General features: G+C 43.1%; 11 protein-coding genes, 1 pseudogene and 1 riboswitch. Of the genes and pseudogenes, 2 read left to right on the top strand and 10 right to left on the bottom strand.

The window, feature by feature from the left end:
* Positions 1-8: 8 nt before the first annotated feature.
* The 4 genes and pseudogenes from ADA55_RS14630 to ribE (ADA55_RS14615) all read right to left on the bottom strand — a co-directional run bounded on the left by ADA55_RS14630 (position 9) and on the right by ribE (ADA55_RS14615) (position 3431).
* Positions 9-1175 (bottom strand): DHH family phosphoesterase, encoded by a 1167-nt coding sequence (locus ADA55_RS14630; RefSeq protein WP_048685091.1) that lies wholly within the window; start codon positions 1173-1175, stop codon positions 9-11.
* Between the two features lie 409 nt (positions 1176-1584).
* Complete coding sequence (gene ribE / locus ADA55_RS14625) at positions 1585-2055, bottom strand: 6,7-dimethyl-8-ribityllumazine synthase (protein ID WP_048685088.1); 471 nt, start codon at positions 2053-2055, stop codon at positions 1585-1587.
* A gap of 79 nt (positions 2056-2134) precedes the next feature.
* Positions 2135-2773: pseudogene (gene ribB, locus ADA55_RS14620) on the bottom strand (3,4-dihydroxy-2-butanone-4-phosphate synthase); the annotation flags it as partial.
* A 19-nt stretch (positions 2774-2792) separates the two neighbouring features.
* Complete coding sequence (ribE, locus tag ADA55_RS14615) at positions 2793-3431, bottom strand: riboflavin synthase (RefSeq protein WP_034305702.1); 639 nt, start codon at positions 3429-3431, stop codon at positions 2793-2795.
* A gap of 146 nt (positions 3432-3577) precedes the next feature.
* Positions 3578-3709: riboswitch (FMN riboswitch) on the bottom strand.
* Between the two features lie 203 nt (positions 3710-3912).
* On the opposite strand from ribE (ADA55_RS14615), the gene ADA55_RS14605 reads away from it, so the two are divergent.
* Positions 3913-4641 carry a TspO/MBR family protein gene (locus ADA55_RS14605; protein ID WP_048685080.1) on the top strand — a complete coding sequence of 243 codons (729 nt, stop codon included), beginning with the start codon at positions 3913-3915 and terminating at the stop codon, positions 4639-4641.
* Between the two features lie 17 nt (positions 4642-4658).
* Here ADA55_RS14605 and megL read toward each other — a convergent pair whose 3' ends face one another.
* The 4 genes from megL to putP all read right to left on the bottom strand — a co-directional run bounded on the left by megL (position 4659) and on the right by putP (position 10156).
* A complete protein-coding gene (gene megL, locus ADA55_RS14600) occupies positions 4659-5834 on the bottom strand; it encodes a methionine gamma-lyase (protein WP_048685077.1) in 1176 nt (391 codons plus the stop codon).
* Between the two features lie 225 nt (positions 5835-6059).
* A complete protein-coding gene (locus tag ADA55_RS14595; RefSeq protein WP_048685074.1) occupies positions 6060-7196 on the bottom strand; it encodes a DEAD/DEAH box helicase in 1137 nt (378 codons plus the stop codon).
* 47 nt (positions 7197-7243) lie between these two features.
* Entirely contained in the window at positions 7244-8521 is a 1278-nt protein-coding gene (locus ADA55_RS14590) for an ATP-binding protein (protein WP_048685071.1), read from the bottom strand.
* Between the two features lie 165 nt (positions 8522-8686).
* Entirely contained in the window at positions 8687-10156 is a 1470-nt protein-coding gene (gene putP, locus ADA55_RS14585) for a sodium/proline symporter PutP (RefSeq protein WP_048685068.1), read from the bottom strand.
* A 157-nt stretch (positions 10157-10313) separates the two neighbouring features.
* Between putP and ADA55_RS14580 the strand changes: the two genes are divergently transcribed.
* Positions 10314-12374, top strand: a complete 2061-nt coding sequence (locus tag ADA55_RS14580; protein WP_048685065.1) for a molybdopterin oxidoreductase family protein — start codon at positions 10314-10316, stop codon at positions 12372-12374.
* 194 nt (positions 12375-12568) lie between these two features.
* Here the strand turns inward: ADA55_RS14580 and ADA55_RS14575 are convergent, their stop codons facing one another.
* On the bottom strand, positions 12569-14089 hold the full coding sequence (locus ADA55_RS14575) for an aldehyde dehydrogenase family protein (protein WP_048685059.1): 1521 nt from the start codon (positions 14087-14089) through the stop codon (positions 12569-12571).
* Between the two features lie 217 nt (positions 14090-14306).
* Positions 14307-15740, bottom strand: coding sequence for an aldehyde dehydrogenase family protein (locus tag ADA55_RS14570; protein WP_048685224.1), 1434 nt, complete (start codon positions 15738-15740; stop codon positions 14307-14309).
* Positions 15741-15749: the final 9 nt, after the last annotated feature.

Genomic DNA, 15749 nt, shown 5'->3' with positions numbered 1-15749 from the left:
TTTTCCAATTAACCCTTATTGACAAACTCTTCATATCTTTCATCATGGGCCAGCCATGCAGCGTATTTCCGCTTCATGTATTTTTCCGCTTCCGCAAATGTATCGAATGTTTTTTTCTGTTGTTTGCCGTTGATTTCAACAATCCATTCCTCTTCTTCATCTTCATAGATGAATATGTCCTGTTTGTCTCTTGTTGAATATAGGCAACCCTCTGGGGATCCTTTTACATTCAATTGATTCTTATGTGCGTCTCGTTTAAGGGGCTCGGCATAGAAGGTCTTTTCGACATATTGGCTATAAGCCTTTTCGGACATCATACAACCGGCGGCTTTTTGGTGGCCGCCACCATCGTACTTGCCAGCAACCTCAGAAACATCTATATCATCGTGGATTGTCCGGAAGCTGATTCTTTTACTTCCTACCATCAGGATGGCTATATAATCCAGATGTGCGAACTCTTTCGACAGTTCATTTCCCAATTCCGAATGGTATGACTCTGCATGGACCACACCAGCTGTATGGGGACCGACCGTAGCTTGATAAACTTCTCTTTTTTTCCTGTTTATGTACCTATCCACTCGACTCTCTTCAACATTCAGAAGCGTTTGCTCCACTTCGTCAAAAGTGAAACTTTCAGCCGTGGACAGCTTATTTGCGATTTTCATTTCGAACTCCTCTATCGGAATCATGAAAAACAGGTCATTCAATCGCTTTGCCGTTGTATTTTTATTGACTTCCCATTCCCAAGTATCATATTGACGGACCAATTCAACGAATTCAGCGACAATGCTTGAAGGTTCCAGCAATTTATTTTCAACTGCATACTGATAGAATAATGATGTGGCTGCCGTCTGTTTACCATCTTCCTGTTCGACAGTTACAGATGCCCAATCATGTTCGTTCAAATGCAGTGCTGACTTATGATGATCGATCAGCATAGCCTTGCCTCCATCTTCCACAAACTGAGTAATCATTTTTTCATTATCTTCATCAACCGATAGATCAGTAACGATCAATGTATCTTCAATCTTGGCCTGCTCAAGAAATGCGCCTACATTCTGATTAAGGCGACCAATTGAATTATAACTAACCACTACATCTTCTCCGAATGCCAGCTTAGCTACAATGCCGCACCCGACTCCATCTAAATCATTATGTGTAAAGAGATGGTACACACAAACCCCTCCTAATAACTAATAAATTTACTTTTCCCTAAAGACATGAATTTCAATTGCAATCTTTACAATTGTAGCATAATCATATCTGCATATTTTATCATGCTTCCATTACGTGACGCTTTTGTTCGTTTTTTTTTCGAATAACTCCCTAATGATTCCTTACTTCCCATAATTTATAATGATAAATAATGAAAAAACACATTACTTTGAAATCGTGGTATTTCGATTGAAGGGGTTTCGGTGAGTGTCGAAGAGCCGCAATAACTAATCGATCAATGGCTAGGAACTTTACGAACTTAAGAAGAATTGCCAAATGGTTGAAGAAACTTGACTCAATCAGAACCAAGATCCGGCACATCAAAAAAAGCCGCAGGAATGTTATTTCCTGCGGCTTCCTTATGTGAAATCACTGTTCTATCAATTTTCCAAGGTTGGCCATTTCAATGGCACTAACCGCAGCTTCATAGCCTTTGTTACCTGATTTTGTTCCAGCACGTTCAATGGCTTGTTCAATATTCTCAGTTGTCAGCAAACCGAAGATAACCGGTACACCTGTTTCCAATGAAACGGAAGCCATGCCTTTAGCTGCTTCATTGCAGACATAATCATAATGTGAAGTAGCCCCCCTGATTACCGTTCCAAGACCGATTACCGCATCATATTTACCTGTATTCACAAGTTTCTTAGCAATTAACGGAAGTTCAAAAGCACCCGGGACCCACGCGATGTCAACATCATTCTCATCAACGCCATGACGCTTAAGGCCATCCAATGCCCCTCCTAAAAGCTTGCTTGTGATAAACTCATTAAATCTCCCTACCACGATTCCTACTTTCAATCCTGATCCGATTAATTGTGCTTCAATAGTTTTCCCCATGTCCAATTCCTCCTAATTTTTAAAAACAATAATTTTTTTTCATGTTAAGGTTTCAATCCTTAAAAATCCTTCAAGCTTTCGGGATGTTCAGTTCAAGTTCCTGTTTCCCGATTGGATCATTATGTTGAAGATACCGAATCAAATCGGCTATCGTAATGAACTTCAGGTTGAATTTGTCAGCGATGACTTCTAAATCGGATACGCGGGCCATCGATCCATCTTCATTCATGATCTCACAAATGACACCGGCTGGAGCGGCACCGCATAACTTCGCCAAGTCCACCGATGCCTCCGTATGTCCTGCCCTTCTTAATACGCCGCCTTCTTTAGCGACTATCGGAAAAGTGTGACCAGGCCTTTGGAAATCTTCAGCGACCGAATCTTCATTAAGAAGCTCAAGGATGGTCAAGGACCGTTCAAAAGCACTGATTCCTGTAGAGGTGCTTTTATGATCGACACTTACCGTAAAAGCAGTGCCATGATGATCGGTATTTTCTCCAACCATAGGATGCAGTTTCAATTTTGCTGCCAGTTGTTCAGTGATGGTCGTACAAATCAAACCACGTCCATGAGTCGCCATGAAATTAATCGCTTCCGGTGTCGCCTTTTCGGCCAACACTACAAAATCCCCTTCATTTTCACGGTCTTCATCATCGGACACGATTACTACCTTGCCAGCCTTTAAATCTTCTATTGCTTCTTCTATTGTATGGAACATCATTACACCGCCCTTTTTATTAGAATCCATGCTCTGCCAAAAACTCTAAATTCAGTCCTGGTTTTGGATTGCCATTTTTCATTTGATGTATTATATATTTCCCAATCATGTCGTTTTCGATGTTAACGATATCGCCAGCCGCTTTTTGTCCCAATATGGTGTCCTGATGAGTCAATGGAATCAATGATACCGTCAAAAGGTTCCTTTCGATCCCAAATATCGTCAAGCTGGTTCCATCAATGGCCACGGAACCTTTTGGAATGCAAAAGGCACTAAGCCCTTCTTCCAATTGGATTACATAATATACGGCATTTTCTTTCCGTTCTTTTTTTATGATCGTTCCGGTCCCGTCGATATGACCTGAAACAAAATGACCGCCAAACCTTCCCTGTGCACTCATGGCTCGTTCGAGATTAACAGGTGATCCCAATTTTAACGTCCGGATCGAGGAAGCTTTGACCGTTTCCGGCATCACGTCGACCGTAAATAAACTTTTCGTGAAGGACGTTACCGTTAAGCAGACCCCGTTGACTGAAATACTATCCCCCAGATGCACATCTTCAAGGATTTTTTCAGAACGAATCGATAACTCCATACTGCTTTTTCCTTTTTTCAAGGAATGTACGGTACCGATATCCTCAATGATTCCCGTAAACATGTTTTTCCCCCTTTTATAAAATATAAAAAACCCCTTAGGATGGCCTAAGGAGTTAGCAGGAGAAATGAGTGAAAAAAATTGTATACCTAAAAAGCCTAATATTTTCATTTTCGAAAAATTAGGCGTACGTATACACTTGGGTTCCACACGTCCTTCTCCCATCCAGACTGTACTGTCGGCTTTGGAATCTCACCAAATCCTGCCTTTTAACAGGCTCGCGGGCTTAGAATTTCTTCATCACCGCCGGTTGGGATTTTCACCCGACCCCGAAGGACTAAAATAATATGAATCTTTGAATATTTTATCACCATAAAGTGAAGATGTAAAATTTCTAACCTTAAATGGTTCAATTGTTACAGGAACTTCCTATCTTTATGTAAAAATGGTCCCCCATTAACCCCGATGTGCTCCAAAAAGGTTAGGCAGGATAAATATGTGGAATAGGATTAGGGGATCACAATTCATATAAGGAGGAAGCTTAATGCTTATTTCCATCATCAACTTGATTTTCTATCTGTTCGTTGTCACGATGAATTTTTCAGCCAATTTCCTGCCATTGAACGGCCAGACATCAGGAGAGATTTCCGATAAACTTAATGTCCTTTTCACTCCTGCCGGTTATGTATTTTCCATTTGGGGCTTGATCTATTTCCTGCTCGCCATCTGGGTCTTCAGGCAGTTTTTAAGTAAATATCAAAACAGCCCCGCTTATAAGGCATCCTTCCCTTGGTTCGCTTTAAGCTGTGTCCTGAATGGCGCATGGCTTTTAGCTTGGCACTACGAGCACTTTTTGTTATCCGTATTCATTATCATTGCTTTGCTGGTTACTTTAATGGTCATTTATACAAACATAAAAAAAGTGGAACACACTACTTTTGACCTATTTCCATTCTCCGTTTATACAGGCTGGGTTAGTGTCGCAACTATAGCTGACATTTCTTATTACCTAACCTATATCAAATGGGACGGTTTTGGGGTTTCCGAATCAACCTGGACGATCGTCCTGCTGATTGCTGCAACAACCCTGGCCTTTTTCTTTGCAGGTAAAAACCGGGATTGGTGCTATCCTCTCGTGTTCGTTTGGGCGTTCATAGGCATCGGGATACGAAATAGCGACGCCTATCCGGTAATCACAGACATTTCTTATATCCTGGCTACCATCACTTTTATCGTATCCATCACCATCTTCATTAAAAATAGAAGGAACTAAATGAGGGATATGGTACCCTAAAATGCTTGTTGAAGATCTTGCCATATATCCTGCCAAGCTTCTAGGCCAACTGAGAGACGGACCAGCTGGTCACTGATGCCCATTTGTTCCCGTGAATCTTCAGGAACGGCAGAGTGCGTCATGGTAGCGGGGTGCTGGATCAATGTTTCGGCATCCCCTAGACTTACGGCAATTTTGATAAGTTTCAATTTATTGAGGAAATCCTGTGCATCCTGTTTTGTGCCATGCAATTCGAAAGAGATAAGGCCGCCGCCATGTTTCATCTGTTTTTGCATGATATAATGATCCGGTGAAGCATCATCACCTGGATAATATACCTTTTTCACCTTTGGATGTTTCTTAAGTTCATGAAAGATTGCCATTGCATTGGCCGAATGACGGTCCATCCTGACGGGCAAGGTCTTTAACCCCCGCAATAGTAGCCAGGCGTCGAATGGTGAAATGATTCCACCGATATCTTTCTGTGTAGTCCCAGCTATATGATTCATGAATTCCTTTTTACCGACGACAAGTCCCGCAACGACATCCCCATGCCCGCAAAGATATTTCGTAGCGCTATGAAGGACAATATCACAGCCATATTCAAGCGGTCTCTGTAGGTAGGGCGTCGAAAACGTATTATCGACTACGACCGTTACATTATATTCCTTCGCAACCCTTACCACCATCTGTAAGTCAATCATTTTCATCGTCGGATTGATCGGGGTTTCTACATAGATGCAGGTCGTTTCCGGCCGGATCATTTTCCTAACCTGTTCTTCAGTATCCATTTCACAAAAATCATGAGTAATCCGGTATTTATTTTTCATTAGCTGCAGAAGGCCGAATGTACAACCATATACCCCCTGTGAGCAGAGGATGTGATCATCTGTTTTAGTTAACGCAAAAAGTACTGCTGAAACGGCTGCCATGCCTGAACCGAAAGCAAGGCCAGCTTCCCCGCCTTCCAGTGCGGCAATCTTTTCTTCAAGCACTTGTACCGTTGGATTTCCAAGGCGAGAATAAATATATCCATCTTCGATACCGGCAAAACGCCTCTCCCCTTGCTCGGCATTTTCGAAAGTGAATGTTGAGGTTTGGAATAAAGGTGTTGCCAAGCTTCCCAAATGCTTCTTCGAGTCATAACCTTCATGGATGACTGCCGTTTCAAATTGTTTATACTTTCTTGTCATACCGTCTCCTCCTAACCTATGTCTATTGCTATCATATGTCAAAAACCCACATAAAGGAAGCGTTTTCATTCATGATTATCCCCCATAAATTAACCCTGAATTTAGTAAAAATAAGCTGCATTCTGTTCAGTTGGATCCTGTAAGTTGAGCACCTCTTTTAATTTTTAATCCTAACGTGAATTCCAAAAAAAGGGGACAGCCGCCATGGCCGTCCCTTTTTCCGAATCATTCATCGACTACGATGTTTCCACCATAGAAGGTTACTCTCGTTAATGGAATCTCCAGTTCACGAGCCATTTTTTTCAACTCTCGCTCTTCTCTTTCCGTTACGATTGAAATGACCGTACCATCTGCACCTGCACGCCCAGTTCTACCGGATCTATGGATATATTGTTCGATGTTGTCAGCCATATCAATATGAACGACCGCAGTAAGACCTTTAATATCAAGCCCCCTTGCCGCTACATCCGTTGCTATCAGCATCGGGGATTTTCCGGAACGAAGCTTGCGCAGTGCTTTCTCCCTGTCGACTTTATTGGATTCACCGTGAAGCACGCCCATTTCAATACCTTTATAACTCAGTTTTTCATGTAAGACGCTAAGCTCCGCAATATCATTCAGGAAGGCAAGTGCCTTCACATCTTTAAGTCTTGTGATTTTCTCGAGAATCTTGGACTTTTCCCGTCTCTCAACAACAAAGTAAAGATGGTCCACCTTGGATTCCATTTTTTCATTTTTATCGACCTTGATCATTTCAGGTTCATTCATGAATCCCCGGGCCGCTTTTTCCGTTTCTTCTGGCAGGGTTGCTGAAAATACCATGATTTGCCGATCTTTTAGTGTTGTTTTGATAATATTATTGATCGTTCCCATATGCTCTGGAATGATCAATTGGTCACCTTCATCAAGTACTATCGTCTTAACTTCATGCATCTTCAGTTTCTTTTGGGCAATCAATTCGTAAATCCGTCCCGGTGTTCCAGCAATCACTTGTGGACGCTTCTTCAGTTTGTCCAACTGCCTTTTTACATTAGCACCGCCGATGAATGCTGCACCCGTAATGCCGCTTCCCTCTGACCAAATGCGAATTTCTTCATTGATCTGCATGACCAGTTCTCGTGATGATGCCAGAATCAAAGCTTGGGGCGATTTTTTTTCAGGATCAATCTTTTCCAGCAATGGCAGTAAATATGCCAATGTTTTTCCTGTACCTGTCGGTGATTCGGCCATGATATCCTTTCCCTCGACAATCACGGGAATCGCTTTCGTTTGTATCGGGGTAAGTTGTCCGAATCCGGACTTTTTCCAGGCTTCTTGTATATATGGTTTTCTATCGTTTATTAATGCAGGTAATTCGCTCATATCGTTCTCCTTTAATATAAAACTTTTCCTATCTTTCATAGTACCATTTATTCTTGTCCAGTAGCCAACGGAATACGAATTGTAACCGTCGTCCCTTTGTTTATCTCACTTTCAAAATCCATTTCCCCTTGAAGGCGATGAACGATTTTCCGGCAAATTGCAAGCCCGATCCCTGAACCTTTTTCCTTCGTCGAGTAAAAAGGTTCACCAATCCGTTCAAGGCGCTCGGGTCCCATTCCCATGCCATTATCACTCACGCTGACTACAGCATGTCCATCGATGATTTGCAGCGATATATCAATTTCCCCATTATCTTCGATCGCTTCAATGCTATTCTTGACGATATTGATTACCAACTGTTTAAGTTCAATTGAATCAGCCATAATATTAATCGGTTCGGCGGTTTTAATCCTTAGCCCCATTTCGATATTATTCAAATTCGTTTCTGCTTTCATCAACGTGAATACCTGTTGTAAACTGTCGGCAAGATCGATCCTGCAGAATGCGACATCCTGTTTCTTCCCGAGAACCAAAAGTTCACTTGAGATAATATTGATTCGGTCAATTTCCTTCAACATGATATCAGAATGCAGCGGATTCACTTCCTGGGTCATATCCATTAACTGTACGAATCCTTTTAACGATGTCAGCGGATTCCTTATCTCATGTGCGACGGCCGCAGCCAGATGTCCGATAACAGATAGCTTTTCAGACATGATCATCAATTCCTCTTCGCGCCGCAATTCGGTGATATCCCTTACGATGGCATATACTCCAAGCATTTCCGAGTGGACGATGATCGGTAAAAAAGTTACACGGATTATCCGTTGTTCATCACTGCTATTCTGAATGGTCGTTTCGAATTTTACAGCCTCCCCTTGAAGGGACTGTATAAAGAACTCAGCTATTTTATCACTTTCATTCCAGTTGATGAGATGATTCGCATTCTTGCCTTTCGAATTGTCACTATTATGACCTAACAGTTTTTCGGCTTCCGGGTTTATCGAAACAACATTTCCTTCGAGATTCAGCTCAAGGACACAATCCGGGTTATGCTTGAACAGCGACCGATACTGTTCATCCTTAAGAATGAATTCCTGTTGGGACCTCAACATCTTCCCCGTCCAATACCTGATTATGAAGTATAGGAAAAGCCCGGTTATGAATATGAACATCCACCCTTTGGAATGTTGAAACATTGCATATATTTGAACATCTTCCCTCGCCTGTGTCATAGAGATGTAATCCGTAACGATAATCCATAAGACCCCAAAGAATATATATATAAAAGCCACTTTACATGCAATTTTATGAGATTGGTTCATTTTTTTTCCTTTGCATTGTTTTTTGGTTTATTATTCCCAAATCACTCAAAAAAAGCCCTCATGTTTTCAACATAAGGACTCTATCGATATTGTACCATATATATTGCATTCATTGTTTTATATCGTTAAAAAATCCAGCAGCAGTTTAACTGGACGTTCAATAAATCAAGAAAGGTCTTTAATGGCTTGATTGAATTCTTCTTCTATATCTTTTGTAGGCTTGGGCGTTAATAAGCTGAAAACGACAACCGCTATTGAACCAGCGATGAAACCAGGAATGATTTCGTATATTTCAGCAAACTTATCGATCATATCCCAGACGATCACGGTTGCCGTACCGACAATCATTCCCGCCAAGGCTCCCCATTTCGTCATCCGTTTCCAGTACAGGCTTAACAGAATGACAGGACCGAATGCCGCACCAAAACCAGCCCATGCATAACCAACCAATTTAAGGATCGTACCGCTTGGATTAAAAGCCAATAATAGGGCAACGGCAGATATAGCCAATACGCCAAACCGACCTACCAGCACTAATTCCTTATCAGATGCATTCGGCCGTATGAACTGCTTATAGAAATCATCTGTCAGAGCACTTGCCGATACTAACAGCTGTGATGCAATCGTACTCATGACCGCTGCTAAAATCGCAGCCAACAAGAAGCCTGTAATTAAAGAAGGAAACAGTTCTTTAGCTAAAATGATGAATACGGACTCAGCATTTCTTTCCCCTAAAGGACTATTTGTCAGGTTAAAATATGCTATCCCCACCAATCCGGTGAACATCGCTCCGACGATAGCAAAAATCATCCATCCCATACCGATACGCCGTGCACTTTTCAATTCTTTAACAGATGAGACCGCCATGAATCGAACGATTATATGAGGCTGCCCGAAATAACCAAGCCCCCATGCCAGAAGAGATATGATGCCAATGGTTGATGTTCCTTCAAAAACATGCAATAAATTCGGGTTAATCGATTTTATTTCATTGAAGGTAGGATCCCAGCCTCCAATATTTACAATCGTGACAACTGGTACTAGAATTAAGGCAATGAACATGATTGTACCTTGTACGAAGTCCGTCCAGCTGACAGCCAGGAATCCGCCAAATAATGTATAAAGAATAACAACGCTCGCCGTCAGCCAGATACCCCACCGGTAATCTAAATTGAAAGCCGTACGGAAAAGCTCACCGCCTGCTACCATGCCTGAAGAGGTATAAAAGGTGAAGAAAATTAAAATGACCGATGCTGATACCACTTTTAAGACCCGGGAGCCATCTTTAAACCGATTTCCCAAAAAGTCGGGAATCGTAATCGAATTGCCGGCAATTTCCGTATATGTCCGAAGTCTTGGTGCCACGAATAACCAGTTTAAATAAGAGCCAGCACACAGGCCGATGACAATCCAGCCAGCACTCAACCCGCTTATGTACATCGCACCAGGAAGACCCATCAACAGCCAGCCACTCATATCGGAAGCCCCTGCACTCAATGCCGTTACAGCCGGGCCCAAGTTCCGGCCGCCAAGCATGTAATCGGTTAAGTTAGCCGTTTTCCGATAGGCCAAATAACCAATTAAAAGCATACCTGCCATGTATATTGCAATTGATATTATAATTCCATATTCCAAAAATGAATCCTCCTATTTATAGGTTAATTTTCATCTTGTAAGCTTATCAGAAAAAAAAACATATGTTAAGAAGTTCTTGCACCTTTCAACGATTTCACTTTCAATATAAGTAAGAAAATTCATTTTATTAGAATAAATCATTTAGGAGGAATGCGCCATGCAATCCTATATCAATCAGCCAGATGGAGTCTTTCCCTCTGTTTGTTCTCTTGACTGTCCTGATCAATGCGGTTTACTGCTGCACAAAAAAGATGGGAAAATCATTAAAGTTCAAGGAGACCCTGATCATCCAGTCACAAAAGGGAATATTTGCAACAAAGTCCGCAACATGACTGCCCGCCTATATGACCCCAATCGCTTAAAACAGCCATTAAAGCGCATTGGTCCGAAAGGAAAAGGGAATTTCGTTCCAATCAGCTGGGAAGAGGCCATTGACACAATCACTTCCAAATGGAAAGACTTGATCGAAATGCATGGACCGGAAAGCATACTTCCTTACAGCTTTTACGGAAACATGGGCAACCTCAGCGCCGAAGGGATGGATCGCCGCTTTTTCCACAAACTCGGTGCAAGCATGCTCGAGCGTTCCATCTGTAATGCGGCAGGCTCAGTCGGATACAGCTATACAATGGGTGGTTCATTCGGCATCGATCCAGAAGAAACGATCCATACCAAGCTATTCATTATGTGGGGCATCAACGCTGTGAGCACTAATATGCATCAAGTGACACTTGCCCAGCAAGCCCGAAAAAACGGGGCCAAAGTAGTTGTCATTGACGTTCATAAAAACCAAACCGGCAAGTGGGCAGATTGGTTCATTCCGATTCTGCCCGGCACCGATAGTGCACTTGCCCTCGGGTTAATGCATATTCTATATGCCGAGAATCTAGTCGACCAGCCTTTTCTCGATGAATACACAGTGGGTGCTGCTGAATTGCGCGAACATGTCCGCCAATATGACCCTGCGACCGTCTCCGCGATAACTGGCGTTCCCATTGATGACTTATATGAACTTGCCAGGATGTATGGCACTACAAGCCCATCATTCGTTCGGATAGGCAATGGCCTGCAGCACCATGACAATGGAGGCATGGCGGTACGTACCATTGCCTGCCTGCCTGCCCTTACCGGCCAATGGATGGAGGAAGGCGGCGGAGCCATCAAAGGGAATTCAGGATATCTGGCCTTTAATATAAATGCCTTAAGACGTCCTGATTTATTGCGAAATAAAGCTACCCGGACCATTAATATGAACCAAATCGGCCAAGCTCTAATGGAAAAAGAAAACCCGATTCGCTCCATGTTTGTATACGGCTCCAACCCAGCACTTGTCGCTCCGAATGCAAATAAGGTGCAGGAAGGTCTAATGCGGGAAGATCTATTCACAGTGGTCCATGATCTATTCTTAACCGAAACGGCCATGTTTGCCGACCTCGTCCTACCTGCCACGTCATCTTATGAAACGGAGGATTTTTATAATTCATATTGGCATAATTACGTCCAAATACAAAAACCTGTAGTCGAAAAATATGGCGAATCGAAATCGAATGTTGAATTGTTCAAACTGTTGGCTGCTGGGATGGGATTTGGGGAACAAGCATTTAGAGATTCAGAGGAAGATATGATACGGCAGGCTCTGGATTTTCCCGACAACCCGCATTTGGAAGGCATCACCTATGACTCCCTTTCAAGGAATCAATTTGTCAAAGCCAAAATGCAGCCGATGTTCCCAGGCAAACTCCCGACACCAAGCGGTAAAATCGAACTTTATTCCGAACGGATGAAGCGGGATGGATACGAGCCATTGCCCACATATACGCCAATCATAAAAGACAGTGACCTGCCATTTTTATTCATTCCGGCACCTAATCACAATTTCTTGAATTCAACCTTTTCAAATAATGCCAAACATATCTCCATGGAAAAGGAACCGAAACTGCACATGAATGCCGCCGATGCCAAAACAATGGGAATAGCCGCCGGAGATATGGTTAGAATCTGGAACGGTCGCGGTGAATGTTTACTTACCGCTGCTCCCGGTGAAAATGTGTTACCAGGCGTTCTTGTCAGCCAAGGCTTGTGGCAGAATACGCCAAAAACAAAGCAACACATCAATTCCCTTACCCCAGATCGCCTCGCGGATATGGGTAATGGCGCCGTTTTCTTTTCAGGACGGGTTGACCTTGAAAAAGTCCAACAAAAGTATAGAAATGTTTAGCAATCTTTGAATATATCTGCGGTTTTCGGATTATATCTGCGATTTTCGGATTATATCTGCGATTCTCGAATTATATCTGCGATTCTCGAATTATATCTGCGATTCTCGGATTATATCTGCGATTCTCGAATTATATCTGCGATTCCATATAAAAAGGCTGTTCCGCCAGGAACAGCCTTTTTTCGTCAAGCTATTTACTCTTCATCAAACCAGCCAGTTGGCTGGATATCCAAGTTATTATTGATTTGCTTCACTTCGGTGTAAGCTTCGTAACCGAAAGTTCCCAGTTCGCGTCCATTTCCACTTTGCTTGAACCCTCCCCAAGGAGCTTCGTTGTAAGTCGGATGATATGAGTTTATCCACGTGATGCCGGCACGCACTTTTTTAATGACACGGTACGCTTTTGAGATATCATTCGTGAACACCGCTCCCGCTAAACCATATTTCGTATCATTGGCAAGTCGCAGAGCTTCCGCTTCATCCTTGAATTTTTGAACGACGAGCACCGGTCCAAAAATTTCTTCCTGCACAATCCGCATATCCGGTGTCGTATCAACAAAAATAGTAGGTTCGACAAAGTAACCTTTATCCATGCCTTCTTCTTTAATTCGATTTCCACCGACGATTAATTTGGCACCTTCTTCTTTTCCGATTTGGATATAAGATAATATTTTGTTCATATGGGCTTCTGAAACGATAGGTCCCATCTGGCTGTTTTCATCAGAACCTGAACCTACTTTGATTTTTTTCGCCTTCGCCGTAAGACTTGCAATGAACTGATCGTAAATGGACTCTTCCAATAGTAAACGGGAGCCTGCTGAGCACACTTGTCCTTGATTACAGAAAATCCCGTATAGAGCATAATCAACAGCAGTCTCAAAGTCAGAATCCGCAAATACGATATTAGGCGATTTGCCGCCGAGCTCCAATGTGACTTTCTTTAGGTTACCCAGCGAAGCCTCCATGATCTTACGTCCTGTTGCCGTGCCTCCTGTAAAGGCTACTTTATCGATTTCCTCATGCTCTGCAATGGCTTGTCCGACAACTGGCCCCGCTCCTAACACAAGGTTCGCGACACCTTTTGGCAATCCTACCTCATCCATGATTTCAAATAGTTTGACCGCCGTCACCGGAGTGATCTCAGATGGTTTGAACACAACGGAATTTCCTGCAGCAAGCGCCGGAGCGAGTTTCCAGGCTGACATCATTAGCGGGAAATTCCAAGGAACGATCTGCCCGCATACACCGATCGGTTCCCTTACGACCATCGATTGCTGGCCGTCAGGAACTTCAAAAGTCTGACCTGTCGGTTTTGTGGCCAATCCTGCATAATATCTAAAACATGCTGCCGAATCAGCTATATCAAAACGAGCTTCACGCAATGGTTTCCCATTATCCAATGTTTCCAACGCAGCTAGTTCTTCAGCTTTTTCTTCTATTTTGTCGGCTATTTTGAATAAAATGCGAGCTCTTTCGACGGCAGGAGTTCCCCACCAACCACCTTCATAGAAAGCATATTTTGCTGCCTCGACCGCTGCATCCACATCTTCCTGTGTTCCTTCCGCTGCTTTGGCAATAACTTCCCCCGTGGCCGGATTCAATACATCCCTCTTCTCACCTGAAGTCGAATTCACCCATTCCCCATTGATGAACATCTTTAAGTCCAATGCTCCCGTTCCTTCTTTTTTCGTATTATTTTGCAAAGTTTCCTGCATGTAATTTCCTCCTCTGTTTTAAGTTATCTACCTATATATAAAATATGAGCAAGATTCATGCCAGTTTGAAATTTTAGGTAACTCACGGTTTTTTGCCCATTCCGCCCACATTTAAATTCAGCCGTGAATTACCTATTCATTTTTGCATAACCCATAGACAAAACTCTTGCTAGTTTCATAGAAAAAAGAGATGAGCAGCTGCTCACCTCTTTTCTGATTAATTCCGATTAATAATGACCAATTTCATTTCCGTCATTTCTTCAATGGCATATTTCAACCCTTCGCGCCCAGTCCCGCTTTTTTTGACTCCGCCATATGGCATGTTGTCAACACGGTAAGTTGGGATATCATTAATGATAACACCGCCGACTTCCAATTTTTCTGCGGCAGAAAGAGCCAGATTGATATTTTCCGTGTATATCCCGGCCTGCAATCCGAATTCGGAATCATTGACCAAGTCAATCGCTTCCTCAACGGAAGAAACCTTATTGATCAAAACAATTGGAGCGAAGACTTCCTGACAAGATACCTTAAGCATTGCATCCACTTCCAGCAACACAGTGGGATGCAGGATATTTCCTTCAGATTTACCTCCTGCTGCAACTATCGCACCGTGTTGTTTAGCTTCACCGATCCAATCCAGGCTTCGCTGTACATCCCCGGCGCTGATCAATGCTGAAATATCCACAGATGGGTCCAAGGAATCTCCCAGTTTCAAGCCATTCGTTGTTTCCGTGAATTTTTTGACGAACTCATCATACACCTCTTCATGAACATAAGCGCGCTGCAAGGAAATGCAGACCTGCCCTTGAAAAGCGAATGCTGCCGATACACAGCGTTGGATGATTTTATCGATATCGATCCCTTTATCCACGATGACAGCCGCATTCGAACCTAGTTCAAGACTCACCTTCTTTAACCCGGCCTTATTACGGATCCCGATTCCTACAGCTGGACTTCCAGTAAATGAGATGCTCTTCACCCGTGAATCGGTGACTAATTTATCACCGATTACCGAACCGCTTCCGGTAACTAAATTAAACGCACCTGCCGGCAAATCCGTTTCGGCCAATAATTCAGCAAGAAACAGTGAAGATAGCGGTGTTTGGCTCGCAGGTTTCAGGACGAGTGTATTTCCGGCAGCAATGGCCGGGCCCACTTTATGGGCAACCAGGTTCATCGGAAAATTAAATGGCGTAATCGCACCCACAACGCCTAGAGGCTCACGGACCGTGTATCCTATCCTTCCTTCTCCGTCAGCTGTGGCATCCATGGTCAATGTTTCTCCATGAATCCTTTTTGCTTCCTCTGCTGCAAATTTATATGTGGCAATCGTCCGGGATACTTCAACCATTGCCGTTTTAATCGGTTTCGCTGCCTCTTTTGCAATAATTTCAGCTGCCTCATCTTTGCGGCTTTCCAAAAGGCTCGCAAGCTTTTCAAGTATGGCGGCGCGTTTGTGACTAGGTAAAGCTGCCATCGTTTTTCTAGCCTGATAGGCTGATTCTATGGCCAACTCGACATCTTCAAGGCTTGCCGAGGGAATCTCCGCTAGAACTTCCCCGCTATAAGGGGACTTTAGTGTCGTGAACTTTTCAGCTTCTTGCCATTTACCATTAATGTATAATTTCTTTTTCAGCGTTTCCGTCATGACCATCAC

This window comes from Bacillus sp. 220_BSPC (assembly GCF_001054655.1).
Classification (GTDB): domain Bacteria; phylum Bacillota; class Bacilli; order Bacillales; family DSM-1321; genus Peribacillus; species Peribacillus frigoritolerans.
The sequence above is the reverse complement of the archived record's forward strand: the minus strand, read 5'-3'. Positions and strand labels throughout refer to the sequence as shown.